Genomic DNA, 26,373 nt, shown 5'->3' with positions numbered 1-26,373 from the left:
CTCATGGGTATTGATCTTCCGCTGATATGGGCCGTGATCATCATCTTCGGCATCATGATGTACGTGGTCATGGACGGTTTCGATTTGGGGATCGGGATTCTCTTCCCGTTCATTCCGGGCAAGACCGATCGTGACGTCATGATGAACACCGTCGCGCCGGTCTGGGACGGTAACGAAACCTGGCTGGTACTGGGCGGCGCGGCGTTGTTCGGTGCCTTCCCGCTGGCCTATTCGGTGGTGCTCTCGGCGTTGTACCTGCCGCTGATTTTTATGCTGATCGGGCTGATCTTCCGCGGCGTGGCCTTCGAGTTCCGCTTCAAGGCCAAGGACGACAAGCGCCATCTCTGGGACAAGGCGTTCATCGGTGGCTCGGTCGCCGCCACCTTTTTCCAGGGCGTGGCATTGGGTGCGTTCATTGACGGGTTGCCGGTGGTCAATCGCCAATTTGCCGGTGGCTCACTGGACTGGCTGACGCCGTTCACGATGTTCTGTGGCGTGGCGCTTGTGATTGCGTATGCCTTGCTCGGTTGTACCTGGCTGATCATGAAGACCGAAGGCAAGTTGCAGGAGCAGATGCATGACCTGGCTCGGCCACTGGCTTTCGTGGTGTTGGCAGTGATCGGTATCGTCAGCATCTGGACCCCGTTGGCCCATGCCGAGATTGCCGCTCGCTGGTTCACCCTGCCGAACCTGTTCTGGTTCCTGCCGGTGCCGATTCTGGTGCTGGTGACCATGTACGGTCTGATCCGAGCGGTGGCTCGCAATGCGCACTACACGCCATTCCTGCTGACCCTGGTGCTGATCTTCCTCGGCTACAGCGGTTTGGGCATCAGCCTGTGGCCGAACATCGTGCCGCCGTCGATCTCGATCTGGGACGCCGCCGCACCGCCGCAAAGTCAGGGCTTCATGCTGGTGGGCACGCTGTTCATCATCCCGTTCATCCTGGGTTACACCTTCTGGAGCTACTACGTGTTCCGCGGCAAGGTCACCCACGAAGATGGCTATCACTAGAGCACGCGACAGTGGCGCAGGGGCTGAGACCTGCGCCATTTCTTCAGAGGAGATTGCGATGAAGGCGGGTAAACATTCCTTGCAGGAAATCGAAGCAGCAGAGAAAAAGCCGCTCTGGCAGCGCCTCGGCTGGCTGGCGATGATCTGGACCGGCAGCGTTGTGGCGCTGTTCATCGTGGCCAGCCTGATGCGCATGTTCATGAATGCCGCGGGCCTGACGACCCACTGATTTTTGCACCTGATCCCATCCCGTTGCCTTGCGGCACGGATTTACAACCCTCCTGACCAGGCTGTGTGAAAACGCACTGATGGTGGTTCCAAGCAAACGCCCCGACTTGTTCGGGGCGTTTGCTTTTGTGCAGACAGCAGGCGAAAAAGGCTTTTCAGCCCATCAACGCCATCAGTTGGCGCGCGCCGAGCACGTTAATTGCTCGTTTCAGGTTGTAGGCGTTCACTGCCAAGGCCATTTCGGCTCTTGTACCCTCAAGCTGTCGCAGCAGGAAGCGAGCATTGCCAAACAACCACTGCTTAAGGTTGCCGAACGGATGCTCAACGATGGATCTTCGAGCGGTCATCATTTCTGGATGCGCCAGCATTCGCTGCTCCATTCGTTCGAAAGCCTCTTCATGAGCATGGCGTGTGACATAGCGGCGCTGGGCCTCAGTACATTGCGCTTTCAGCGGACAGGCGGCGCAGTCGCTAACCGCCGCCTGATAGATGCGATCCCCCTTACTGATCTGCTTGAGTGTCAGCCATTTGCCGGCAGGACATTGATATCGATCCTGCGCTGCATCGTAGGTAAACACTGTTCGATCGAAGAACGCCTGCTCCTTACCGCAGGAGTTACTTGACCGATTCGGCGGTACATAAACCGTGATGCTCTCATCCTCACAAGCCTGGAACTGCTTGCCATTCGAGTAGCCCGCATCGGCAGTGACCGTCAGTTCATCTTGCTGCAGTTGTTCCTTGGCGGCCTTGGCCATCGGCTCAAGTTGCTTGCGATCATCACTGTCCTGAGTGACTTCATGATGCAGAATCAGGCAATGCTCAGCGTCCACGGCGGTTTGCACGTTGTACGCAACCCGCGGCCCTTTGTGCGTTCGCATCATTCGGGCATCGCTTTCGTGGGTATTGAATTGCTCAAGCTCCATTGATTTCATCAGTGCCTGGCACGTCAGGTTATTGGAGTGCCTGAGTTCAAGTTGCGCCAAAGCCGTCTTGACCGCACTGCGATCAACCACCTCATTGGCTTCGTTTTTATCCGCCTCATCCAACTCGGCCAAATACTGAGCGATGCGTTTATCCAGCTTCTGCTCCTGGTGCTTGAGCCGCTTCAAATTCATATGACGCCGCGAGGAAGCAACCGCCTGAAACTTGCTGCCATCGATGGCCACCAGCTCGCCGGCGATGAGACCCACCGTGCGGCAAAACTGGACGAAGGCACGACAGGTCGCGATAAAGGCAGCTTTGTTGTTCTTGCGAAAGTCGGCAATGGTCTTGAAGTCGGGTTTGAGCCGGTTGATCAACCACATCACTTCGATGTTGCGCTGGCACTCGGCTTCGAGACGCCGTGATGAGCGAATCCGCTGGAAATAGCCATAGAGGAACAGCTTGAGCTGATCGGAGGGATCGTAAGAGGGGCGCCCCGTACCTTTTGATAAGGCTTTATCAAAACCCAAGCGCACAAGATCAAGCTTAGCGACGTAGGTGTCGATCACACGGACGAGGTGATCCTCGGGAATCAACTCTTCCAGCGAGACCGGGAACAGGCTGGTCTGGCTGCGGGACTGTCCTTGGATGTAGGCCATAACGAAAAATGCTCCGTATCTTTCGATACGGAGCATTTTCTTTGAGCTCCGCGCAGATTGCTAGGTTTTCACACAGTCTGTGACGGAGGGTTTTTTTTGCCCGTTATTTGCGGGCTTTAAGGATCACGAACTTGGGTGTGGCCGCCACTTGCTCGACACCGCGGAACAACCGCGCGAGCTTGCTGTGATACCCCAGATGACGATTGCCGACGATGTACAACGCGCCACCCACTACCAGAGCCTCTCGGGCCTGCTGGAACATGCGCCAGGCCAGGAAGTCGCCGACGACTTGTTGTTGGTGAAACGGTGGGTTGCACAGTACGACGTCCAGCGACTGAGGTTCCTGACCCGCTAAACCATCACCGGCACGTACAACCACTTCCCGGTCACCCAGCGCCGCGCGCCAGTTTTCGGCTGCCGATTGCACGGCCATGAACGACTCGTCCACGAGCGTGTAGTGGGCCTCGGGGTTTTGCAGGGCGCTGGCGATGGCCAAAACCCCGTTGCCACATCCCAGGTCGGCAACCCGTGCTGAGCCGAGGTTCTTTGGCAGGTGCGGCAAAAACGCTCGAGTGCCGATATCCAGCCCTTCGCGGCAGAACACATTGGCGTGATTCAGCAGTTCGATCTCAGGTGTGTCGAGTCGATAACGGGTCGGGTAGGGGGACACGACGGGTGCTTTGACCTCAGCGGTCGCGATCAATAGCCGAGCCTTCTTCACCGCCAACGAGGCTTGCACCGGGCCGATGTAGCGTTCCAGCAGATCGCCCGCGGCTCGGGGCAAATGCTTGATCATCGCCGCAGCAATCACCTGAGCCCCCGGCGTCAGTTGGCCCTGCAAACGAATCAATTGTTCTTCCAGCAAGGCGAGGGTTTTCGGTACCCGGATCAGTACCCGGTCAAAGGGGCCTGAAAAGGCTTCGCTGGCCGGTACGCTCGGCACCGCATCAAACGCCTGGCCATTACGGATCAGATTCTTTTCCAGCCCCTGAAAGGCCAGAAACGAGTCGCCGCTGCTGGTCACGTGAACCTTGCCCGCAAGGCTGGCGGCCAATGCGCCAAAGCTGTCGTTGAGCACCAAAACCCGAGTGTTGGCCGAGGGCTGTTGGTCAGCCAGATGGTTGAGCAGGTATTCGTCTGCGGCATCAAACGCCTGCAGCGGTTCGTTCTGCTGTTCGGGCTGGCGGATCAGGTCGAGTCGGGCGAAGGGTGTTTCGAGCAAGGGCATGAGGCGGGGCTCTGGGTAATCAACGGGGGGTCATCAACTGGTTTCCCGCGGCCCAAGGGCGTTGTAGCGGGCGAGACCGTCCGAGTGCACTGCGTCGTGAAGGTTCACACGTCAACACTCAAGAAGGACCGCAAATGGTACGTTTTTTTCTTTTGGATTACTTGCAGGTTTTTTGGGTCAACGCATCACGTTGCTATTGAGAAAACCGTCCTTGGCTGCGGCGATGACTGCGGAAATCTTGTTATTGACCCCGAGCTTCAGAATGGCGCTTTGCACATGGAAATTGACCGTGCGTGCGCTGAGGTTGAGGATTCTGGCACTCTCATACGCCGTCTTGCCATCAGCCGCCAGTTTCAATACATCGATTTCGCGGGGGGACAAATGGGGCACGGGTGGTTTCGCCGATTTCCTGGGCAGCGTCTGCGCGATCAACGCATGCAGATGGCGCCCGATGAACACTGAAAAACCGAGATTTTCATACAGCTCAAAGGCCGTTATCGGGCAATGGCTTCTGGCCAGGCTCAGAATGCTGCAAACACCACCGTCCTCGTTATGCACCGATTGTGACCAGCCGTGCTGCAGACCTTGCATTTCAAGCGCTTCCCACAACGATGGAACCTTGCAAAAAAGCTCTTCACTCCAGAGCACAGGCAACGTCGAGTGATTGCAATGAGCTACTACCGGGTCTATTGCGCTAAACTTCTGTCGTTCATATTCACTGTTCCAGTCAGTGGGGTAGTTATTGAGTTGGATAGTACTGAACTGATCGTTTTTCGTTTGATAAGTTGTTGAAAAAGCGAAAAATTTGAACCCGATATTTTTCGCGAAACCCAGGGCAATGCGATACGCGGTATCAACCTCCGTTGTGCGCGACAGTTGGTTAAGTTGTGACTCCATCCACCTTTCCATCATGCGTCTCCATGTATAACACTCGGGGGTGCAGATTGGATCCAAGATCCTGCACGCATCGAGTGTAGGATGATTCTTACGTGCAGTGTGAGATTTTTTGGCTTTGCTGGCGTATGAAAAAGTAAGTTTCTAGTTCTAATAAAAAGAGGGCGCAGACATAAAGTATTTGATGTCGAGCTGAATATTTTCGCCATGTTTTAAGGGGCTATTTTGTGAAAAAAGTGTAAAAACTCCCTGTCTGGTTAGTACCTTTGAAAACGCTGTTAAAGGCATTACAAATCGTCGGTGTTTAATTCGCAGGCTTTGCGGGACACTAGGGCTATCTGTTGAATGGAGCAACCCATGACCGCCAGCGCAGAAAAATTCACTCGCCAGACCCTGCTCGACGTCCAGCCGTTGACCCCGAACCTCTTCACTCTACGCACCACCAGGGATCCGGGCTTTCGTTTTCGCGCGGGTCAATTCGCCCGGTTGGGCGTGACGAAGGCTGATGGCAGCACGGTATGGCGCGCCTATTCCATGGTGTCTTCACCCTATGACGAATTCCTCGAGTTCTTTTCCATTGTGGTGCCCGGGGGGGAGTTCACCAGTGAGCTGAGTCGGTTGGGGGTCGGCGATACACTGCTGGTCGAACGCCAGGCCTTTGGCTATCTGACGCTCGATCGCTTTGTCGACGGCCGTGATCTCTGGTTGTTATCCACAGGCACCGGCCTGGCGCCGTTTCTGTCGATCCTGCAGGACTTCGAGGTCTGGGAGAAATTCGAACGAATCATCTTGGTCTACAGTGTGCGCGAAGCCCGGGAACTGGCTTATCAGGACCTCATCAGCGGGTTGGCGCAGCGCGACTATTTAGCGGAGTTTGCGCACAAGCTGCAGTTCATCACCACCGTCACGCGCGAGCAGCATCATGGCGCGCTGAGTAGCCGGATCACTGCGCTGATCGAAAATGGCGAGCTGGAGCGGGCGGCAGGCCTGGCACTGGCGGCCGAGCACTCAAGGGTCATGCTCTGCGGCAACCCGCAGATGATCGATGACACGCGCAAATTGCTCAAACAGCGCCACATGCACTTGAGCCTCAGTCGACGACCCGGGCAAGTGGCGGTGGAAAACTACTGGTAAAAAAACGGCGCCTCAAGGGCGCCGTTGCTTGTTTTACTGACCTGTTGAGGGCCGGTTGTTCTGAGCCTTGAGCAGATCGCGGATCTCTTCCAACAGCTCTTCTTCCTTGGTCGGAACCGGCGGCAGCGTTGGCGCAACGGCCTCTTCACGTTTCAGGCGGTTGATGGCTTTGACGCCCATGAAGATCGCGAAGGCGACGATGATGAAGTCAATCAGGCTCTGGATGAATTTGCCGTACGCCAGCATTACCGCCGGGATGTCCCCGTTGGCTGTCTTGAGCGTAATGGCCAGGTCACTGAAGTCCACGCCCCCAATCAGCAGGCCAATGGGTGGCATCACTACGTCGCCGACAAACGATGAAACGATCTTGCCGAAGGCGGCGCCGATGATGATACCGACGGCCATGTCGACCACATTACCTTTGACCGCGAAGGCCTTGAACTCACTTATCACGCCCATAGGTGATTTCCTTGTTACAGATGAGGTTGGTGAACGCAGTGTAATTCAGCAAGATGCATCCTGCTCCAAACAACTGCTTACAGAGCTTGCCTGCTCCCGGCCTTCTCAGCGGTAAAAAGTTTGAAAATGCCATCACGCTTGCTCGGGGTGGCCGCTTTGGACTGGGGCCTTCAGCGCGCCCGCAGGACCTTTTGTCTGTCGGTCACTCGTCTCTGCTGAGTGGAGGCGAGGCGCAGGATAAAACCATAGATAGTAGGGGCTGCAGCATCACTGGGTTGATGCAAGGGCAATGAGCGGTATATGAAGTTTTATGTGAATGGTTTGTAGGGTATAAGACTCGAATCTCAAACAAGTTTCCTGTGTTCGATGTCAATATTGCCATTGTGCTGCCACTAACTTGGTTGTTCATATTATAAGGCTGGCTTAAAAGTTTGATTGTACGTTCAGGTTTTAAATGGCGAAGGTTTGTACAGGTTTTGATTTTTTGTTCGTCGTGCGAGACCAGTGTTTGGCTGAATATGTCGGAGCGAGAAGTTGTACAGGTTTTCATGAATAGTAATACGGTGAATGTATACCCGGCTCCGAGCAAGTTGCTATCGAAGATCCGCTGGGTAACTTCGGCGCACTGATCCGCTCCAGCTGAGCTATCATCGCGGTTTTTGCCGGGAGTTCAGATGGCCAAGGCCAAGCGCATGTACGGCTGCACCGAGTGCGGCTCAACCTTCCCCAAGTGGGCTGGCCAGTGCGGTGAGTGCGGGGCCTGGAACACCCTGACTGAAACCATGGTGGAGAGTGGCGGTGCCGCAGCCCCCAGCGGTCGCACCGGCTGGACCGGCCAGCAGGCACAGATCAAGACCCTGGCCGAAGTCAGTGTCGAAGAGATCCCGCGTTTTTCCACAGCCTCCAGTGAACTCGATCGGGTGCTGGGCGGTGGTCTGGTAGACGGTTCGGTGGTGCTGATCGGCGGTGATCCGGGCATCGGCAAATCGACCATTCTGCTGCAAACCTTGTGCAACCTCGCCAAAGTCATGCCGGCGCTGTACGTCACCGGCGAAGAATCCCAGCAGCAAGTGGCCATGCGCGCCCGCCGTCTCGGCTTGCCTCAGGATCAACTGCGGGTGATGACCGAAACCTGCATCGAAACCATCATCGCCACGGCCCGGCAGGAAAAGCCCAAGGTGATGGTGATCGACTCGATTCAGACGATTTTCACCGAGCAGCTGCAATCGGCACCGGGCGGCGTGTCCCAGGTCAGGGAAAGCGCAGCGTTGCTGGTGCGCTATGCCAAGCAGAGCGGCACGGCCATTTTCCTGGTCGGTCACGTGACGAAAGAAGGTGCATTGGCGGGGCCGCGAGTGCTGGAGCATATGGTCGACACGGTGCTGTATTTCGAAGGCGAATCCGATGGGCGTTTGCGTTTGCTGCGGGCGGTGAAGAACCGGTTCGGCGCCGTCAACGAACTGGGCGTGTTTGGTATGACCGACAAGGGGCTGAAAGAAGTCTCCAACCCTTCGGCGATTTTTCTCACACGTGCGCAGGAGGAAGTGCCGGGCAGTGTGGTCATGGCGACGTGGGAAGGGACGCGGCCGATGCTGGTGGAAGTCCAGGCGCTGGTGGACGACAGCCACTTGGCCAATCCACGTCGGGTAACGCTGGGTCTGGATCAGAATCGACTGGCGATGTTGCTGGCGGTGCTGCACCGTCACGGTGGCATTCCGACCCACGATCAGGACGTGTTTCTCAATGTGGTTGGCGGGGTGAAGGTGCTGGAAACAGCCTCCGACCTGGCGCTGATGGCGGCGGTCATGTCCAGTTTGCGCAACCGGCCACTGCCCCATGATCTGCTGGTGTTCGGCGAAGTCGGGCTTTCCGGCGAAGTACGCCCGGTGCCGAGTGGCCAGGAACGTTTGAAAGAAGCCGCCAAACACGGCTTCAAGCGCGCCATCGTGCCCAAGGGCAATGCGCCTAAGGAAGCGCCGCCGGGGTTGCAGATTATTGCCGTAACGCGTCTGGAACAGGCGTTGGATGCCTTGTTCGAGTAACCGTTAAACAGGACACAAACCCTGTGGGAGCGAGCCGGCTCCGGGCGGCGTTCCGACGAAAGCGGTATGCCAGTCGACTTAAATGTTGAATGTCAGACCGCATTCGTCGGAACGCCGCCCGGAGCCGGCTCGCTCCCACATTGGAATAGTGTTGGGCCGTCAGACTTCGATCAAGGCGCCCAATTCGCGCTCCAGTTCCTCTGGATCACCCAGGTTGAGTTCGACCAATCGCCGTAGGCGCTCAATCGATTCCAGACTGATGTGTTTGCAGACAAAACCGAGCTGGCCATGGTCATCGTGGGTCAACATCACATCCATCTTGATCTCGACGTCCTCGTTGAGATGAATATCGACCAGGAAATGCCAGTCCCGATTACCCAGCCACGGTTCGGGCTTTTCGATCAGCAGCCCCTTGAGCGACAGGTCGATCAACTTCACCGGCCAGATGAATTCCCCCTGGCTCAGCTCGGTTTTGGCATCGAACGCAATACGTTTGAAGCGGCGGCGATTGGCAGGGTGTTCGCTCATGGCGTAATCCTCGGAATGTCCGCTGACTATAGACCTGCATTGTCAAAGCCTGCCAGCCAAGACAGGCGTCTAGACCAATGTTGGGGTATGGCCTTTGCCGTCAGGAGAGCTAAACTCGGGATGGCTGTCTTTCTTGTCCACCCTGGCTGGAATCATAAAATGAAAAATAATAATAGCCTGCTACGCCACTTACCCTGGCTGCTGCTGGCAATCCTGGGAGCGTGCGCCCTAGGCGTAGTGGCATTGCGCCGAGGCGAGGCGATCAACGCCTTGTGGATTGTGGTCGCCGCCGTGGCCATCTATCTGGTTGCGTATCGTTACTACAGTCTGTTCATCGCTAACAACGTGATGCAACTCGACCCGCGACGGGCCACCCCCGCCGTGATCAACAATGACGGTCTGGACTACGTCCCCACCAACAAACACATTCTCTTCGGCCACCACTTCGCAGCCATCGCTGGCGCGGGTCCGCTGGTCGGCCCGGTCCTGGCGGCGCAGATGGGTTACCTGCCCGGCACGCTGTGGCTGATTGCCGGCGTGGTGCTGGCCGGTGCCGTTCAGGACTTCATGGTCCTGTTCATGTCCACCCGCCGCAACGGCCGTTCCCTGGGTGACATGGTCCGCGAAGAAATGGGCCGTATCCCCGGCACCATCGCGCTGTTTGGCTGCTTCCTGATCATGATCATCATCCTCGCGGTGCTGGCGCTGATCGTGGTCAAGGCGCTGGCCGAAAGCCCGTGGGGGATTTTCACGGTGATGGCGACCATCCCGATCGCGATGTTCATGGGCATCTACATGCGCTACATCCGCCCGGGTCGCATCGGTGAAATCTCGGTGGTCGGTGTGCTGTTGCTGCTCGGTTCGATCTGGCTGGGCGGGCAGATTGCCGCTGATCCAGTCTGGGCCAAGGCGTTCAGCTTCACCGGGATTCAGATTACCTGGATGCTGATCGGCTACGGTTTCGTCGCGGCAGTATTGCCGGTGTGGCTGATTCTGGCGCCGCGGGACTACCTGTCGACCTTCCTGAAGATCGGCACCATCGTGGCCTTGGCAATCGGCATCCTGATCACCATGCCCGACCTGAAAATGCCGGCGCTGACCCAGTTCATCGATGGCACCGGGCCGGTGTGGAAGGGCGGTCTGTTCCCGTTCCTGTTCATCACCATCGCCTGTGGTGCGGTGTCCGGTTTCCATGCGCTGATCGCTTCCGGGACCACACCGAAACTGTTGGCTAACGAAGGCCATGCCCGTTACATCGGTTACGGCGGCATGTTGATGGAATCCTTCGTGGCCATCATGGCCATGGTTGCCGCATCGGTGATCGAGCCAGGCGTGTACTTCGCCATGAATAGCCCGGCGGCGATCGTCGGCGGTGACGTGGTGGCGGTGGCACAAACCGTCAGCAGCTGGGGGTTCGCGATTACGCCGGAAGCCCTGCAAGCGGTAGCCAAGGATATCGGTGAAACCACCGTCCTGGCCCGTGCGGGCGGTGCGCCGACCCTGGCGGTCGGTATCGCGCAGATCCTGCACAGTGTCCTGCCGGGTGCAAACACCATGGCGTTCTGGTACCACTTCGCGATCCTGTTCGAAGCGCTGTTCATCCTGACAGCCGTCGACGCCGGCACCCGTGCCGGACGCTTCATGCTGCAGGACCTGCTCGGTTCCTTCGTGCCGGCCCTGCGGCGGACTGAATCCTGGACCGCCAACCTGATCGCAACCGCCGGTTGCGTGGCAATGTGGGGTTGGTTGCTGTACCAGGGCGTGATCGATCCGCTGGGTGGGATCAACACCTTGTGGCCGCTGTTCGGTATCTCCAACCAGATGCTGGCCGGTATCGCGCTGATGCTCGGCACCGTTGTGCTGATCAAGATGAAACGCCAACGCTACGTCTGGGTGACCATGCTGCCCGCCGTGTGGTTGCTGATCTGTACCACCACCGCCGGCTTCATCAAGCTGTTCGACGCCAACCCGGCGATCGGCTTCCTGTCGCTGGCCAAGAAGTACAGCGATGCGCTGGCCAACGGTCAGATCCTCGCCCCGGCCAAGGACATCACCCAGATGCAGCACGTGATCTTCAACGCCTACACCAACGCAACGCTGACAGCGCTGTTCCTGTTCGTGGTATTCAGTATCCTGTTCTATGCGCTCAAGGTCGGTATTTCCGCCTGGGGCAGCAAAGAACGTACGGATAAAGAAGCGCCATTCCAGGCTCTGCCGGATGCGTAATCGAGGATTGCAGCATGTTCAATGACCTGAGTCGCCTCGGTAAATACCTCGGTCAGGCCGCGCGCCTGATGGTCGGGATGCCCGACTACGACAATTACGTCGAGCATATGCAAACCAAACACCCGGACAAACCGGTGATGAGCTACGAGATGTTCTTCCGGGAACGCCAAGAGGCTCGTTACGGTGGCAAGGGTGGGCCGAAGTGCTGTTGATCTGCTGAGTCAGGTCATGGCAAAAACCTGTGGGAGCGAGCCTGCTCGCGAAGGCAATCTGTCATTCGACATCGATGTCGACTGACACACCGCCTTCGCGAGCAGGCTCGCTCCCACAGTTGTTTAGTGTTGTTTTTTAATTTTGTGAAACAGGAGATCCAGTTTGTCCTCTCCCATCCCGGTAACCATCCTCAGCGGCTTTCTCGGCGCCGGCAAAACCACGCTGTTGCGCTACCTGCTCAAAGCCGAACACGGCCTGAAAATCGCCGTGATCGAGAACGAATTCAGCGAAGCCGGTATCGACACCCAACTGTTGGGCGACGAACCCGTGCAAGTGATGACGCTGTCCAACGGCTGCGTCTGCTGCACCATCCACACCGATCTGACCAAAGCCTTGTACTTGCTGCTCGAGCGCCTGGACAGCGGCGAAATCGCCTTCGACCGTCTGGTGATCGAATGCACCGGCCTGGCCGATCCGGCACCGGTGGCGCAAACGTTCTTCATCGATGAAGAGCTGCGCGAGCGGTACATCCTCGACGGCATCATCACCCTGGTCGATGCGGCGCACGCTGACACTCACCTGACCCAAACCATCGCCCAGGCGCAGATCGGTTTCGCCGACCGCTTACTGGTGAGCAAGCGCGATCTGGTGGACGAGGCGACCTTTAACGCGCTGAGCGAGCGCCTGACCCGGATCAACCGTCGCGCACCGATCCGCGTGGTCGAGCACGGCAAAATTGACCTCGCCGAATTGCTCGACGTGCGCGGTTTCAATCTCAATGCCGACCTTGGCGGTGGCGTCAGCCTGCGCCCGGTGAGCAAAGCGCCGTCCATCGACCGCATTTCCAGCCTGGTGCTGCGCACCGACAAGCCACTGGATATCGACAAACTCAGCGAGTTCATGAACGAACTGCTGGAAGACCATGGCAAGCAATTGCTGCGCTACAAAGGCGTGTTGAACATCCTTGGCGAGCCGCGGCGTATGGTGTTTCAGGGTGTGTTGAAGTTATACGGATTCGATTGGGACACGGAGTGGGCGGACGACGAAGCGCGAGAAAGCGTGATTGTGTTTATTGCCGATGATTTGCCAGAAGAGAAAATCCGAGAGGGGTTTGCGCGGGTGGCCGCAAGCTGAAGCATGGTCGGCGTCTGCTTTGACGCTTTCGCGAGCAGGCTCGCTCCCACAGGGGAATGCATTCCAAATGTGGGAGCGAGCCTGCTCGCGAAGGCGATTTAACCGGCAACACGATTTTGACTAAGAGTCGGTCTCGCGTTCAGCAAAGTCTCTTCCAAATAATCCAGATGCCGACTCAGCAACGCCACCGCCATCACCACATCCCTGCGCTCCACAGCCTCCAGAATCGCCAGATGCACCTGCCACACGCAATAGTCCTCCAACTGCGCATCAAACTGCGCAATCGCCAACGAAGTCAGCGGCACCAGACTGCAGAGAAAATGCGCCAACGGTACATTCCCCGCCATTTCCGCCAAGCGCAAATGAAAACCGTATAGCCGGACCACGCACCGTACATTGGCGCTCGCTATCGATTAACGCGCGCAAGCGTTTCAGGTCTTGTGAACGAGGTTGCTGACAGGCCAGCCGCACCAGCGTGAGTTCGGTCAGTCGCCGGGCGTGAAGCGTCTGCCGAGTTTGCTCCGTATCCGGTGCGGCGACTCGGGGACGATGATGAGTGCGAAGGATGATGATCTGCTGATGAGACAGGCGCGTCAGTACCTGGCGGATGCTGCTGCGGCTCACCCCGAACATGTCTCCCAGGCTTTCTTCGGTGAAGCGACTGCTGGGGACGATGCGCTGTTCGAGAATGGCATCGAATATCCGTGAGTAGAGATCATCCGTCGACGGCTTCCCGGTGTTCGTTCGCGGGAAGGGCAGGGCAGTAAGTGTTTGCGGTGAGGCGAAGCTGTTCATGGCCTGTCTCCAGTTCGAAGCGGACTCAACTGACGAGGTTGTCGTCCGGAATATTCAATTCGATGCCCATCCGCTGGCCTTCTCGAAGGATGTGCCGACGCATTTCGGCGCTGGCCTGGGCGCTGTTTTTGCTGCGGATCGCCCGCACCACCGCCTCGTTTTCCTCAAGGCGCTCAGCCAAATGCTCCGGGGAGTTGCGCAGCACGTCGGCGCTTTGCTTGAGGGCGTTGCTGGTCTGTTGCACCACACTCTGGAAAATCGGGTTTGACGTCAGCGTGAACAGCTCTTCGTGGAAGGCGATGTAGGCGTTCACGCCGGCTTCGCTGTCGTTGGCCTCCAGCGCTTCGCGCATGTCCATCAGGGTCAGGCGCAGTTGTCCGACTTCCTTGCTGCTGATCGACTGCGCCACCAGGCCGACAATGAACGGCTCGAGGGTGTAGCGCAGTTGCAGCACGTCTTCCAGGCTCGCACCGGCGACTGCGCTGTCGTGGCGTTGGCTGTCGCTGAGATTGGCCTCCAGCACCACCACGCCTTTACCCGGCATGGAACGCACCAGCCCGAGGGTTTCCAGCACGATGACGGCTTCACGCAGGCTAGGGCGGCTGATGCCCAGTTGTTCGGCCAACTCACGCTGCCCCGGCAACATCTCGCCGGAGCGCCACTGACCACGGGCCAAAGCGGCCCGAAGTTTTTCTACGACTGAATTGACGACGGTTGATGTGGTGATCACTGTTCGCTCCATGAGCATCCAAAACGATTGATGACCGTGCCCGCCCGTGGGCAGGCACGGCGATTATTCAGAATTCCTGCTGATGCGCAGGGCCGACAGGCTTTTTCGGCTGGAAGGTATAACCCAGCTGACCGGAAAGTACTTTGTTTGCCCGTTGGATATCGATGTCCTTTTCCCAGCGTGCGATGGCCACGGTGGCGACGCAGTTGCCGATCAGGTTGGTCAGCGCCCGGCCGATACCCATGAACCAGTCCACTGCCAACACCAGCACCAGACCGACCACTGGAATCGCCGGGATCGCCGTCAGTGTCGCCGCGAGAATCACCAGCGCCGAGCCGGGAATACCGTGGGCACCTTTGGAGGTGATCAGCGACACCAGCAGAATCGTCAGCAGGTCGGTCATGGCCAGCGGCGTGCCGGTGGCATTGGCGATGAACACGATGGCGAGGGTCAGGTAGATCGAGAAACCGTCCAGGTTGAACGAGTAACCGGTAGGAATGACCAGCCCGACTGTCGAACTGCCGATGCCCAGATGCTCAAGCTTGCGCATGATTTGTGGCAGCACGGCGTCGGAAGAAGCGGTGCCCATGACGATCAGCAACTCTTCGCGCAAGTACTTGAGCAATGGCCACATCCGCAGGCCGGACAGGCGCATCACCAGGCCGAGAATCAGCGACACGAACGCCACGCAGGTCAGGTAAAACAGGCCAACCAGGCTACCCAGGTGTTGCAGCGAGTCCAGGCCATATTTGCTGGTCGTGAAGGCAATCGCCCCGAACACACCAATCGGCGCCAGGCGCACGATCATGCCCATGATGCGGAAGATCACGTGGCTGAGTTCGTTGATCAACCGGGAAATACCGGAGGCTGCTTCGCCCACCAGATTCAGGGCGCTGCCGAACAGCACCGAGAACAGCAGGACTTGCAGGATGTTGTTGTCGGCGAAGGCGCCGATCACCGAGGTCGGGATCAGGTCCATCAGGAACTGCGTGGTGGTGTGCATGTGCTGACCGCGCTGGGCGATATCGCCCATGTCGGCAGCGGAGAGCTGATCCAGATGAATGTTTGCGCCGCTGCCGATTCCGGTGCTGAAGGCGAACACCAGACCAATCACCAGGGCGATGGTGGTCAGGATTTCGAAGTAAATCACCGATTTCAGGCCGATGCGTCCGACCTTCTTCAGGTCGCCGGCACCGCTGATGCCGCTGACCACCACGCAGAACACGATCAGACCGATGAGCATCTTGATCAGTTTGATGAAGCCATCGCCAAGAGGTTTGAGCTGGGCGGAGTATTCAGGAAGGGTCAGCCCGCAGACGATGCCGAGCACCAGTCCGAGAACCACTTGGAGGAAGATTGAACGCGAGCACCATCTGAGCATGGGAGGAATCCTGGTCGGTGTCCTGGCTGCCGTGCGCTTCGCGCATCAGATTCAGGACTTAATTATTGTGGTCTTACCGGTATGTCCAGTGCAGGCGCAGTCTAGGCGCTGTTTTTGGGTGATCGCAAGCAAAATTTAAGTGATTGGCATGACCGGTCTTACCAGTTGGGCGTAATGCTCCGACCTTGAGCCTTTTCGCGGTTTGAAAAAAATCGTGGACCAAAAAAAACCGGCCATCACTGGCCGGTTTTTTCATTGCTGCGGTTTAGCGGGCTGATTAGGCGCCGTATACCGGCAGCTTCTTGCAGATGGCCTTGACCTTCTCACGAACGGCGTCGATCACCGCTTCGTTGTTCAGGTCCGCCAGGATGTCGCAGATCCAGCCGGCCAGCTCTTTGCACTCTGCTTCTTTGAAGCCACGAGTGGTCACAGCCGGAGTACCGAAGCGCAGACCGGAGGTGACGAACGGGGAGCGTGGATCGTTTGGCACGGAGTTCTTGTTCACGGTGATGAACGCTTTGCCCAGAGCGGCATCGGCGTCTTTACCGGAGATTTCCTGTTTGATCAGCGACAGCAGGAACAGGTGGTTCTGAGTGCCGCCCGACACCACGTCGTAACCGCGCTCGATGAACACGCCGGCCATGGCCTGGGCGTTTTTCACCACTTGTTGCTGGTAAGTCTTGAACTCAGGCTGCAGCGCTTCCTTGAAGCAGATCGCTTTAGCGGCGATCACGTGCTCCAGCGGGCCACCCTGGGCGCCCGGGAATACCGCGGAGTTGAGCTTCTTCTCGATGTCGGCGTTGGCGCGAGCCAGGATCAGGCCGCCACGTGGACCGCGCAGGGTCTTGTGCGTGGTGGTGGTCACGACGTCAGCGAAAGGAACCGGGTTCGGGTAGACGCCAGCGGCGACCAGACCGGCTACGTGAGCCATGTCGACGAACAGGTAAGCGCCAACCTTGTCAGCGATAGCGCGGAAACGCGGGAAGTCCAGAATCTGCGAGTAGGCAGAGAAACCGGCCACGATCATTTTCGGCTTGTGCTCAACGGCCAGACGCTCGACTTCGTCGTAGTCGATCAGGCCGTTGCCGTCGATACCGTACTGAACGGCGTTGTACAGCTTGCCGGAGGAGGAAACGCTGGCGCCGTGGGTCAGGTGACCGCCGTGCGCCAGACTCATGCCCAGGATGGTGTCGCCCGCTTGCAGCAGGGCCAGGTAAACGGCGCTGTTGGCTTGGGAGCCAGCGTGTGGCTGAACGTTGGCGTAATCAGCGCCGAACAGCTCTTTTGCACGGTCGATGGCCAGTTGCTCGACCACGTCGACGAACTCGCAACCACCGTAGTAGCGCTTGCCCGGGTAGCCTTCGGCGTATTTGTTGGTCAGTACCGAGCCTTGAGCTTCCATCACCGCTGGGCTGGTGTAGTTTTCCGAAGCGATCAGCTCGATGTGTTCTTCCTGGCGCTGAGCTTCTTGCTCCATGGCGGCAAAGAGATCGGCGTCGTACTTGGCAATAGTCAAATCACGGCTGAACATGGCGGTCCTCAAGGATCGGGGCAGAAAAGGGGGGCATTCTAACCCAATGGGTTTTAGATGGCATATGAAAGGACATCATGTCGCAGACAAGTGGGCTTCATGACGGGATCAGCGGTGATCGTGCCGGCCTCTTCGCGAGCAGGCTCGCTCCCACAGTGGATCTTCAGTGGTCACAAATCTTGTGTACACCCAAAAAACCTGTGGGAGCGAGCCTGCTCGCGATAGGGCCATCAGCCCCACCACAAGGCCTCAGTCGAACATGAACAACGCATCATTGCTGAACTGCGCTTCAAACCGGCTCGCCGGCATCGGACGGCCGAACAGATACCCCTGAACCTCGTCGCAACCATGCTCGCGCAGGAAGTCGAGTTGCTCGTGGGTTTCCACGCCCTCGGCGATAACCGCCAGATTGAGGCTGTGGGCCATGGCGATGATCGCGCGGGCAATCTGCGCATCCTGCTCACCCGACGGCAGGCCGTCGACGAAGGTGCGGTCGATTTTCAGCACGTCGATCGGGAACTGCTTGAGGTAGTTGAGCGATGAGTAACCGGTGCCGAAGTCGTCGACCGCAATGCTCAAACCGAGATTTTTCAGCCCGGCAAGAATCTGCATCGCTTCGCTGACTTCGCGCATCAGGATACTTTCGGTCAATTCCAGCTCCAGGCACGCCGGCGGCAGGCCTGTTTCCTTGAGGATGGTGGCGATTCGCGTGCCGAGTTGGCCGTCGGAGAATTGCCGGGCCGAAATGTTCACCGACACCTTCGGCACCCGGACCTTGGCCTGATGCCAGGTCTTGAGCTGACGGCAGGCCTCACTGATCACCCAGTCGCCGACATCCACCACCAGACCGAGCTCTTCGAGCACCGGAATGAAGTCTCCCGGCGGCACCAGCCCGCGTCGCGGATGGCGCCAGCGCAGCAAGGCTTCGGCGCCGGTCAGGCGTTTGCCATCACCGCTGAACTGCGGCTGGTAATACAGCACAAATTCGTCTTGCTCCAAGGCATGACGCAAGTCGCTTTCCAGCTCCAGACGCTCCAGGGCGCTGGCATTCATGTCGGCCTGATAGAACTGGAAGTTGTTCTTGCCGCGCTCCTTGGCGTGATACATCGCGGTGTCGGCGTTTTTCATCAGCTGGCTGAGTTCGTTACCGTCCTGAGGGCTCAGGGCGATCCCGATACTGGCCGTGACGAAGAACTCGCGGCCTTCAAGCACGAACGGTTTCACCAGGCTGGCGAGAATCTGTTCGGCCACATGAATCGCCCGGTTCAAGGCAATTTCACGGTTGGCCCGCGGTTGCAGCAGCAAGGTGAATTCATCGCCGCCCATGCGCGCCACGGTGTCGTCGTCATCGACACAGCCGAGCAGGCGCGTGGCCATTTCCTTGAGCATGCGATCGCCGGCGGCGTGGCCCAGGGAGTCGTTGATCGGTTTGAAGCGGTCCAGGTCGAGGAACATCAGCACCACCCAGGACTTCTGCCGTTCGGCCGATTGCAGCGCTGTGTGCAGGCGATCCTGGAACAGTGTGCGGTTGGGCAGGTGAGTCAGGGCGTCGTAATAGGCGAGGCGGTGAATCCGCTGCTCACTGGCCTTGCGTTCGCTGATGTCGCTGAAGAAGCACACGTAGCTCGCCAAATCGCCTTCATCATCCAACACCGCCGTGATCCCGACCCAGGCCGGGTAATGTTCGCCATTGCGTCGTTTGAGCCAGACTTCGCCTTCCCATGTGCTGTGCTGATGCAGTTGCTTGAGCACATAACGCAGATGGGATTCCTGCTGCTCGTCGACGGTCAGCATGTTTGGCAACTGGTCGAGCACCTGCTCCACCGCATAACCGCTGACACGGCTGAAGGCTTCGTTGGCCTGGACAATGTAGCCGGCCGGGTCGGTAATCAGGATCGCCGAGGTCGAGTGCTCAAATACGGTCGCGGCCATGCGCAGGTCTTTTTCGGCCCGGCGTTGCTGGCTGATGTCGCGACCGACGCCCAGCACGCCTTCGAATGCACCGTGTTCGTCCCACACCAGCACCAGCCGCAATTCGATGGGGATCTTGCGCCCGTCGGCCCGCAGGCAGTCGAACAAAAACAGTTGGGTCTGCACCTGACTGCGCAACAGCGCCAGTTGGTCGGGTTTATTCAGCGCTTTGCTGACCCGGTCCATCAGGTGGTAAATGCCGGTCAGCTGTTGCGGGTTGGCGATGGTCGATTGCCAGCCGTTCTGGAAAATCCAGTCGGCGTCGTAGCCCAGCACGGCTTGCACCGACGGGCTGACGTAGTTGAGCGCCATCTTACTGTCAGTTGAGAAAATCACGTCGCTGATGCTTTCGGCGAGCATCCGGTAACGCTGCTCGCTGTCGCGCAGAGACTCACTGGCTTCGATCTGTTCGGTGATGTCCTTGGCCACGCCGATGATCCGCGTGACCTGATCGTGCTTGTCCCGCGCCAGCGCCTGTTCACGGATGTCGAAACGCCGCCATTTACCGTCCCGGTGGCGGAAGCGCAGTTGGCATTGCATCAATTGTCTGTAACCGGCCTGCCGCTGGGTTTGGCGCGAGCGGTGGTAGAAGTCGGCATCTTCGGGGTGCAGCAGAATTTCCCAGAAATACTCGCCCATCTGGTGCAGTTCGGTACGGTTGTAACCGAGCGTCTGGCCCAGGTGGTGGTTGCTGAAAATCATTCGCTGGCTGATCACGTCTTGCACGTACAGATGATCCGGCACGGTGCGCACCACGTCGGACCAGAATCCTTCACGCTCCAACAGCGACAGTTCGACGAGCTTGCGGCTGGTGATGTCGGTGATGCTCAGGATCACCGCTTTATAGTCGTCCACGTCTTCCGGCAGACGCAGGACCAGCCACAAGTGCTGGTCGCGGCCATTGGCGTCCTGCAGTTTGATTTCCAGTTCAAGCTGTTTCTGCTGGTTGAGCACCGCGTCGAGCACTTGATCGCCGATGGCGGCGCCGTCCTGCGGGTTGCCGTCGATCAGCAGTTTCCAGGCTTGATCGCAAGCGTTGACGTTCAGCAGTTGCAGGGCGACCAGGTTGACCTCGGTGATGCGCAGTTCCTGCAGCAGTTGCTGGCGTTGTTGCGGTGTCTCGAGCCAGGCTTTCAGTTGTTCGCTGCTGTGCAACTGAGCCTTGTCGAAGAGGCTTTTGAGCCCGGACACGTCGAGTACACACAGGGCGACGCCGGTGCCTTCGAAAATATCCTGGTAGCGTCGACGGCCTTCGTGCACCTGGCGCTGGCGGCGGCGCATGTTCAGCAGGGCGATGAACGGCAGCAGGGAGAAGGCCAGGCCCAGAAGGCATTTGCCAATGAACGCCGGCAGCAGGTGTTCGATCACCCGTTGCCGGTCGAACAGCCCGCGCAGTTGCCAGTCGCTGTTGCTCAGGGGCACTGTCAACACGCTGTTGGCCACATCGTCCTCGGTCAGTTCGCCGGGCTTGGCCAAGGGTAGTGGCTCATCGCGACTGATAACTTGGTGATTGAAGCGGTTTTCCACCAGCCACAGCGGGCGGATACCGGCTTCGTTTTGTTTGGTCAGCGACGAGAAAAATGTCGGCGTCAGGCGCAGTACCCAGTAGCCGCGAGTGCTACCGCTGGCTTGATGCAGCAGCAGATGTACCACCGAGCCGTCATTGGCGTTGCTGAAATAATGGGCCTGGGCGTGACTGCGCCGGACCAGTTCGCTCAGGTAGTCGGTGTCGTCGCTGTCGTCGGCACTGTCGGTGAGGACTTTGCCGGAGGGGCTGAGTAACGCGAGGCTGCGCAGGTCGGGCAAGGACTTTTGCAGCTTGCGAAACAGCGCCTGCTGTTCGTCGGCGCTTTGCGGTTGTTCGACGATCGGTAGCAGGTTGAGGGCGATCTGGGCGTTGAGCGCCATGTTCAGGCTGACTTGCGAGGCCAGATCGGCGGTGTAGTCGATGGTGTACTGACGCTGGTGTTGTTGGGTATCGCGAAGCTGATCCAGCAACTGCCAGAACAGCAGCGCGAGCAACAACAGGACGAGCGCCGCCAGCGCGCCCTTCAAGGATCCACGCAGGGGTGAGCCGATCGCAGGATTGAGTGCGCTCACGGAAGATGAGGGAGTGACATTAGACAAACTGTAATCCTGCGGTTTGGCTGGACTGGCGCGACGTGCACTATAAGCCGGACGCCCGAAGGGCGGCTAGCATGCCTTGAGTTGTGGCAAAGTGCCAGTCCCGCTCGGCTGGACTGCCTTCCGTCAATCAGGTAGCTTTGCCGGTTACGCGGGAGCGTTCCAGCTCCTAGAATCAGGCTTTTTTTAGCGCGCACGCATTGGTACCTATCAATCGGACGACGCGCACGGCCTGGCCGGGCATCGCCCGCGCCCCAATCATTCATCGTTCACTGACCCTAGGTTCTCCATGGCTCAATACGTATTCACCATGCATCGGCTGGGTAAAGTTGTTCCGCCGAAGCGGGAAATCCTGAAAAACATTTCGCTGTCGTTCTTCCCGGGCGCCAAGATTGGCGTACTCGGCCTCAACGGTTCGGGTAAATCCACCCTGTTGAAAATCATGGCGGGTGTGGACACCGAGTTCGACGGCGAAGCCCGTCCGATGCCGGACCTGAACATCGGCTACCTGCCGCAAGAACCGATTCTGGACCCGACCAAGACCGTGCGTGAAGTGGTTGAGGAAGCGGTCAGCGTGATCAAGAACGCTCAGGCGCGTCTGGACGAGGTCTACGCGGCTTACGCTGATGAAGATGCCGACTTCGACAAACTGGCCGCTGAACAAGCCAAACTCGAAGCCATCCTGCAAGCCAGCGACGGTCATAACCTGGATCGCCAACTGGAAGTCGCCGCCGATGCGCTGCGTCTGCCGGCCTGGGATGCCAAGGTCGAATTCCTGTCCGGTGGTGAGAAACGTCGTGTGGCCCTGTGCCGCCTGCTGCTGTCCGCCCCCGACATGCTGCTGCTCGACGAACCGACCAACCACCTGGACGCCGATTCTGTCGCCTGGCTGGAGCACTTCCTGCACGATTTCCCGGGCACCGTGGTCGCGATCACGCACGACCGTTACTTCCTGGACAACGTTGCCGGCTGGATCCTCGAGCTCGACCGCGGCGCCGGTATCCCGTACGAGGGCAACTATTCGGGTTGGCTCGAAGCCAAGTCCGATCGTCTGTCTGCCGAATCCAAGCAGCAGTCGGCCCACGAAAAAGCCATGAAGGAAGAACTGGAGTGGGTGCGCAAAGGCGCCAAGGCCCGCCAGTCCAAATCCAAGGCTCGTCTGCAACGCTTCGAAGAAATGCAATCGCAGGAATTCCAGAAGCGCAGCGAAACCAACGAGATCTACATCCCGGCCGGTCCACGCCTGGGCGACAAGGTCATCGAGTTCAAGAACGTTTCCAAGGGCTACGGCGATCGCGTGCTGATCGACAACCTGTCGTTCTCCATGCCTAAAGGCGCCATCGTTGGCGTGATCGGCGGTAACGGTGCCGGTAAATCGACCCTGTTCCGCATGCTGATGGGCAAGGAAACGCCGGATTCGGGCAGCATCGAAGTCGGCGAAACCGTGCAACTGGCATGCGTCGATCAGAGCCGTGAAGACCTGGACGGCAGCAAGACTGTGTTCCAGCAAATCTCCGACGGTTCCGATCAGATCCGCATCGGCAACTACGAGATCCCGTCGCGCACCTACGTCGGTCGCTTCAACTTCAAGGGCGGCGATCAGCAGAAGTTCGTCAAGGACCTGTCCGGTGGTGAGCGCGGTCGCTTGCACCTGGCCCTGACCCTGAAAGAGGGCGGCAACGTCCTGCTGCTCGATGAACCGTCCAACGACCTCGACGTTGAAACCCTGCGTTCCCTGGAAGAAGCCCTGCTGGACTTCCCGGGCGCTGCCATTGTGATCTCTCACGATCGGTGGTTCCTTGACCGCGTCGCGACTCACATCCTGGCGTACGAAGACGACTCGCAAGCGGTGTTCTTCGAAGGTAACTACTCCGAGTACGAAGCCGATCGCCGCAAACGCTTGGGCGAAGCCGCGACTCAGCCGCATCGTGTACGGCACAAGAAACTGGCCTGAATCGGATTGGTTGCATAAAAAACGGAGCCCTCGGGGCTCCGTTTTTTTATGGGCTTCAGTTACACCGCGGCGCGGCCATCGCGAGCAGGCTCGCTCCCACAGGGGGATTTGTGTTGGCTGCAAATCTGAAGTCCACTGAATAACAATTGTGGGAGCGACGGTGCGGCGATCCGACCTGCTCGCGAAGGCGGCCTAATGGTCACTCAATATCTATATTCAAAACCTCAATCACCAAATCCCCCACCGGCCGCTTCCACACCACCTCATCTCCGACCTGCGCGCCCAACAGCGCCCGACCCAACGGCGAACCCCAGTTGATCAACCCACTGGCAGCATCCGCCTGATCCTCGCCCACCAACTGCACACGCTGTTCGTTGCCCTGTTCATCGGCAAACGTCACCCAGGCGCCAATCTGTACTTTGTCAGTCGAAGAGGCCGGGACGACTAACTGAGCGCTTTGCAGTCGTTGATTGAAATACCGCCAGTCACGCTCAAGGTCGGCCTGGCGCTGTTTGTCGGCCAGTTCACCCTTCGCACTCTGTTCATTGAGCAGGTTTTGCACGTCGGCGAGTTTCGCCTGAAGCTGCGCAAGCCCGGCGGGAGTGACGTAATTGGGCTGCGCGCTGACCTGCCGTTCGACAGGCTGATCGGCTTGCGCGGCGGCGTTATCTTCGTTGACGAAGGCGCGACTCATGGTTTTCTCCCGTTATAGGGTTTGGGCCATGGTCGCAGGCTTTTTGTTTCGACAGATGTCTGTCAACGACTTATTGCGAGTGAAAAGCACGAGCGGCGTCTTGATCCTTCTGCTGCTGCCAGGCTTTTTCGCGCTCGTCCCAATGGTGGCTGCGATAATCCTCACGGTCCTCGCTTTCGCGCATCGCCTGACACTGACGGAAGCCATCGCTCCAGCCCTCGGCGTACTGCTTGTCCTTAAGGTAACGCGGAACGTTTTTACGAAACTCTCCGGTGATTGCTCCCGCCGCTTGCCGGCCACTGCTGCAACCGTCATCGAAGCCATCGGCGAATGCCGGTGGATAACCTTTGGTGATCAGATCCTCGTGGGTCGTCTGGCAACCCGCGATCAACATCAGCAAACCCGCCACACCCACGCAACGCCACATCTCAGACTCCCGACCGTCAACGGCCTATAGGAGAAGTCTAGGAGTGGATTCGTGAGCGGGATGTGAAAGAAAAATCAAAAGATCGCAGCCCTGTAGGAGCACAGCTTGCTGGCGATGGCATCGATGCGGTTATTCAGATAGACCGAGGTGATGCCATCGCCAGCAAGCTGTGCTCCTACAGGTAAAGCGGGGCGGTCAGTAGTGATACCACTTCACCTCAAGCATCACTTCGTTCTCGGGCGAAGCCAGGTGGCTGAATTCGCGCTGGGCACTCAGTCGCAAACCCAGGTTGCGCGACAATTCCCACTGCTGATTCAGACTCACGCTACGGCGCACTTCGCCATTGGTGAAGAAGTCGCCCTTGGCTTCCAGGCTGAAGTTGCCCAATGGGTTTTTCCACAGCAAACCGCTATTGAAGCCCGCCGCCGGGGCGATGAAGCCGGCAAAATCGTTGTTGTGTTCAATGCGCACGGTGCCTAAAGCAAAGCCGAGCATGTCATCGCCCAGTTGCCAGGTCCCGCCGCCACCGCCATTGACGTGGCTGACCAGGGTTTCGTCGTCATGCTTGCCCGGCACGCGCTCCAGGCCGCCGGTGACTTGCCACGAGAGTGGCTGCAGCAATTCATTGCGCGGGGTCAGGGAACGGATGGTCGCCAGGTCCAATTGCTGCAACTGCCAGTGATTGCCCTCGTACTGGCGCAGTTTCATTTGCAGGATTTCGATCTGCGCGCCGAGGGGGAAGCTCTCGGCGTTGTCGTTGAGGTCGTGATAGGCCATGCGCAGGCCATATTCGCCAAAGGCCTTGTCGCCCCGAGTGCCGATGCCGGCCTGCCAGGTGCGCGATTCATGGCCGTCCTCGGGTAGACCGGGTTGCGGGATATCCAGCTCCGGTGCGGGGTTCTGGTTGATCGCCCGCAGCAGTTCGAAACTGCGCTGCGCCCGTTGCGGGTCGCGTTCCTGGCCGTTGGCGCGGTAGCGCTCCAGGCGATAGGCCGCGTCGATGATCAATGCCTGACGCTCGGGCGGTTGAGCCTTGAACGCCGGTTCTTGCAGTTGTTTCTGGTCGGCGCTGACTTTCAGCACCCATTCCTGTTCTTCATCGGTCAACGGCTTGGTGCGGCTCAGCAGTTCACGCTCGCGAGACGGTCGATACTGAATGGATTCCACCAGTCCGGCTTCCTTCACCGCTTTGACGGTGTCCGTAGGAATCGCGGTCAGCGGGAACTGTTCGGTCAATCGCAGGCTCGGACGGGCCACTTGCAGCAGTTCCAGCAGGCGATAGGAGCAATTTTCGTCGAAGAAGAAATAGTCGAACTGGATCTGCTTCAGCTCCCAAACGTGCTCGACCATGCGTTCGGTTTCTGCCAGGGTCAGGTTCAGGCGGTATTCCCACAGATCACGGTTCTCGAGACTGCGGTACTCCGAGAGTTTTTCTTGATACGGCACTAGCGCAAACAAACCGGGATAGCCGCCCATCAAGCCTTTCCAGGCATACAGGATGCTGTTGTCGGAACCTTCGATGTACGCGCCGAAGTTGATCGCATAACTGAGCAGGGCGGTTTGATCGCGCTGCACATTGGCTTGGTCGATGCGCAGCAACGTGTGGCCAAACATCGATGACGGACTGTTCAGATACGCCGCCGGGAAAATCATCACCGCACTGTGGGGAGAAACGTCCTTGAACCATTGCTTGAATTTAGTGCAGGGAAGCTTCGGCAGATCGCTCAGGCTGAGTTGCGCCTTCAGCCAGCGAGTGCGGGCCGGGTAGACGCATTGCGCATGTTTTTCGCCAGCACTGGCCGGGGCGTACAGCGCTTGCACGGTCGCCGCAAGTTCACGGTCAGGATGTTCATTGCCATCGGTGGCGAGGAAGAATTTCTTGTCGCTGACATAGCTGCGCCAGCCACCGAGTTTGGCGGTTTCGTAGTGGCCCAGGGAAATCCAGAAGGGGTCATTGGCCAATTGCTGCAAACGTTGATTGTCGATTTTGGGCGTGGCAGACAGCGGGGCGCAGACACAGAGCGCCAGCCAGGCAAGGCGTTTGAGCATAGTGGGCAACTTAATCGAAAGAAACAAAGACCCAGCGCGG

At 58.4% G+C, this 26,373-nt stretch carries 20 protein-coding genes and 1 pseudogene; 8 read left to right on the top strand and 13 right to left on the bottom strand.

All coding sequences use genetic code 11. From position 1 onward, the window contains the following. The first annotated feature begins 3 nt into the window (after nucleotides 1–3). A complete protein-coding gene (cydB, locus tag ACYZTW_RS29175; RefSeq protein WP_462002799.1) occupies nucleotides 4–1,011 on the top strand; it encodes a cytochrome d ubiquinol oxidase subunit II in 1,008 nt (335 codons plus the stop codon). A 58-nt stretch (nucleotides 1,012–1,069) separates the two neighbouring features. Further along, nucleotides 1,070–1,240, top strand: coding sequence for a DUF2474 domain-containing protein (locus tag ACYZTW_RS29170; protein ID WP_082555883.1), 171 nt, complete (start codon nucleotides 1,070–1,072; stop codon nucleotides 1,238–1,240). A 154-nt stretch (nucleotides 1,241–1,394) separates the two neighbouring features. On the opposite strand, the gene ACYZTW_RS29165 is transcribed toward ACYZTW_RS29170, so the two are convergent. The 3 genes from ACYZTW_RS29165 to ACYZTW_RS29155 all read right to left on the bottom strand — a co-directional run bounded on the left by ACYZTW_RS29165 (nucleotide 1,395) and on the right by ACYZTW_RS29155 (nucleotide 4,956). Next, nucleotides 1,395–2,819 carry an IS1182 family transposase gene (locus ACYZTW_RS29165; RefSeq protein WP_462002798.1) on the bottom strand — a complete coding sequence of 475 codons (1,425 nt, stop codon included), beginning with the start codon at nucleotides 2,817–2,819 and terminating at the stop codon, nucleotides 1,395–1,397. Nucleotides 2,820–2,922: 103 nt separating this feature from the next. Beyond that, on the bottom strand, nucleotides 2,923–4,047 hold the full coding sequence (locus ACYZTW_RS29160) for a methyltransferase (protein WP_462002797.1): 1,125 nt from the start codon (nucleotides 4,045–4,047) through the stop codon (nucleotides 2,923–2,925). Nucleotides 4,048–4,224: 177 nt separating this feature from the next. Beyond that, nucleotides 4,225–4,956 carry a helix-turn-helix transcriptional regulator gene (locus tag ACYZTW_RS29155; protein WP_462005859.1) on the bottom strand — a complete coding sequence of 244 codons (732 nt, stop codon included), beginning with the start codon at nucleotides 4,954–4,956 and terminating at the stop codon, nucleotides 4,225–4,227. A 342-nt stretch (nucleotides 4,957–5,298) separates the two neighbouring features. Between ACYZTW_RS29155 and ACYZTW_RS29150 the strand changes: the two genes are divergently transcribed. Then, nucleotides 5,299–6,075, top strand: coding sequence for a ferredoxin--NADP reductase (locus ACYZTW_RS29150; RefSeq protein WP_462002796.1), 777 nt, complete (start codon nucleotides 5,299–5,301; stop codon nucleotides 6,073–6,075). 33 nt (nucleotides 6,076–6,108) lie between these two features. Here the strand turns inward: ACYZTW_RS29150 and mscL are convergent, their stop codons facing one another. After that, complete coding sequence (mscL, locus tag ACYZTW_RS29145) at nucleotides 6,109–6,534, bottom strand: large-conductance mechanosensitive channel protein MscL (RefSeq protein ID WP_462002795.1); 426 nt, start codon at nucleotides 6,532–6,534, stop codon at nucleotides 6,109–6,111. 674 nt (nucleotides 6,535–7,208) lie between these two features. Between mscL and radA the strand changes: the two genes are divergently transcribed. Then, nucleotides 7,209–8,576, top strand: a complete 1,368-nt coding sequence (radA, locus tag ACYZTW_RS29140; RefSeq protein ID WP_008149143.1) for a DNA repair protein RadA — start codon at nucleotides 7,209–7,211, stop codon at nucleotides 8,574–8,576. Nucleotides 8,577–8,735: 159 nt separating this feature from the next. On the opposite strand, the gene ACYZTW_RS29135 is transcribed toward radA, so the two are convergent. Continuing rightward, nucleotides 8,736–9,104, bottom strand: a complete 369-nt coding sequence (locus ACYZTW_RS29135) for a PilZ domain-containing protein (protein ID WP_462002794.1) — start codon at nucleotides 9,102–9,104, stop codon at nucleotides 8,736–8,738. A gap of 159 nt (nucleotides 9,105–9,263) precedes the next feature. Between ACYZTW_RS29135 and ACYZTW_RS29130 the strand changes: the two genes are divergently transcribed. The 3 genes from ACYZTW_RS29130 to yjiA all read left to right on the top strand — a co-directional run bounded on the left by ACYZTW_RS29130 (nucleotide 9,264) and on the right by yjiA (nucleotide 12,677). Continuing rightward, nucleotides 9,264–11,330: a carbon starvation CstA family protein gene (locus ACYZTW_RS29130; RefSeq protein ID WP_462002793.1), complete on the top strand. Its 2,067-nt coding sequence runs from the start codon at nucleotides 9,264–9,266 to the stop codon at nucleotides 11,328–11,330. A gap of 14 nt (nucleotides 11,331–11,344) precedes the next feature. After that, nucleotides 11,345–11,542 (top strand): YbdD/YjiX family protein, encoded by a 198-nt coding sequence (locus tag ACYZTW_RS29125; RefSeq protein ID WP_007895266.1) that lies wholly within the window; start codon nucleotides 11,345–11,347, stop codon nucleotides 11,540–11,542. A gap of 163 nt (nucleotides 11,543–11,705) precedes the next feature. Further along, complete coding sequence (gene yjiA / locus ACYZTW_RS29120; RefSeq protein ID WP_462002792.1) at nucleotides 11,706–12,677, top strand: GTPase; 972 nt, start codon at nucleotides 11,706–11,708, stop codon at nucleotides 12,675–12,677. A 98-nt stretch (nucleotides 12,678–12,775) separates the two neighbouring features. Here yjiA and ACYZTW_RS29115 read toward each other — a convergent pair. The 5 genes and pseudogenes from ACYZTW_RS29115 to ACYZTW_RS29095 all read right to left on the bottom strand — a co-directional run bounded on the left by ACYZTW_RS29115 (nucleotide 12,776) and on the right by ACYZTW_RS29095 (nucleotide 21,212). Continuing rightward, nucleotides 12,776–13,472 (bottom strand): annotated as a pseudogene (locus ACYZTW_RS29115) (GntR family transcriptional regulator). A 25-nt stretch (nucleotides 13,473–13,497) separates the two neighbouring features. After that, nucleotides 13,498–14,202, bottom strand: a complete 705-nt coding sequence (locus ACYZTW_RS29110) for a FadR/GntR family transcriptional regulator (protein ID WP_347805737.1) — start codon at nucleotides 14,200–14,202, stop codon at nucleotides 13,498–13,500. Between the two features lie 67 nt (nucleotides 14,203–14,269). Then, nucleotides 14,270–15,583, bottom strand: a complete 1,314-nt coding sequence (locus ACYZTW_RS29105) for a C4-dicarboxylate transporter DctA (protein WP_462002791.1) — start codon at nucleotides 15,581–15,583, stop codon at nucleotides 14,270–14,272. Between the two features lie 277 nt (nucleotides 15,584–15,860). Next, a complete protein-coding gene (gene glyA, locus ACYZTW_RS29100) occupies nucleotides 15,861–17,114 on the bottom strand; it encodes a serine hydroxymethyltransferase (RefSeq protein WP_462002790.1) in 1,254 nt (417 codons plus the stop codon). Between the two features lie 249 nt (nucleotides 17,115–17,363). Then, nucleotides 17,364–21,212 carry a sensor domain-containing protein gene (locus ACYZTW_RS29095; RefSeq protein ID WP_462002789.1) on the bottom strand — a complete coding sequence of 1,283 codons (3,849 nt, stop codon included), beginning with the start codon at nucleotides 21,210–21,212 and terminating at the stop codon, nucleotides 17,364–17,366. A 286-nt stretch (nucleotides 21,213–21,498) separates the two neighbouring features. Here ACYZTW_RS29095 and ettA point away from each other — a divergent pair, with 286 nt between their 5' ends. Further along, the gene (gene ettA / locus ACYZTW_RS29090; protein WP_462002788.1) at nucleotides 21,499–23,163 is read left to right on the top strand and encodes an energy-dependent translational throttle protein EttA; all 1,665 of its coding nucleotides are present in this window, start codon (nucleotides 21,499–21,501) and stop codon (nucleotides 23,161–23,163) included. Between the two features lie 199 nt (nucleotides 23,164–23,362). Here the strand turns inward: ettA and ACYZTW_RS29085 are convergent, their stop codons facing one another. From ACYZTW_RS29085 to ACYZTW_RS29075, 3 genes are all read right to left on the bottom strand, one after another. Continuing rightward, nucleotides 23,363–23,857 carry a GreA/GreB family elongation factor gene (locus tag ACYZTW_RS29085; RefSeq protein ID WP_462002787.1) on the bottom strand — a complete coding sequence of 165 codons (495 nt, stop codon included), beginning with the start codon at nucleotides 23,855–23,857 and terminating at the stop codon, nucleotides 23,363–23,365. A 70-nt stretch (nucleotides 23,858–23,927) separates the two neighbouring features. Further along, nucleotides 23,928–24,284, bottom strand: a complete 357-nt coding sequence (locus tag ACYZTW_RS29080) for a hypothetical protein (protein ID WP_462002786.1) — start codon at nucleotides 24,282–24,284, stop codon at nucleotides 23,928–23,930. A gap of 195 nt (nucleotides 24,285–24,479) precedes the next feature. Then, nucleotides 24,480–26,333, bottom strand: coding sequence for an Lnb N-terminal periplasmic domain-containing protein (locus ACYZTW_RS29075; protein ID WP_462002785.1), 1,854 nt, complete (start codon nucleotides 26,331–26,333; stop codon nucleotides 24,480–24,482). Nucleotides 26,334–26,373 lie beyond the last annotated feature (40 nt).

The sequence above is a fragment of the Pseudomonas sp. LB3P25 genome, assembly GCF_054897985.1.
This window is presented reverse-complemented; position numbering and strand designations above follow the sequence as displayed.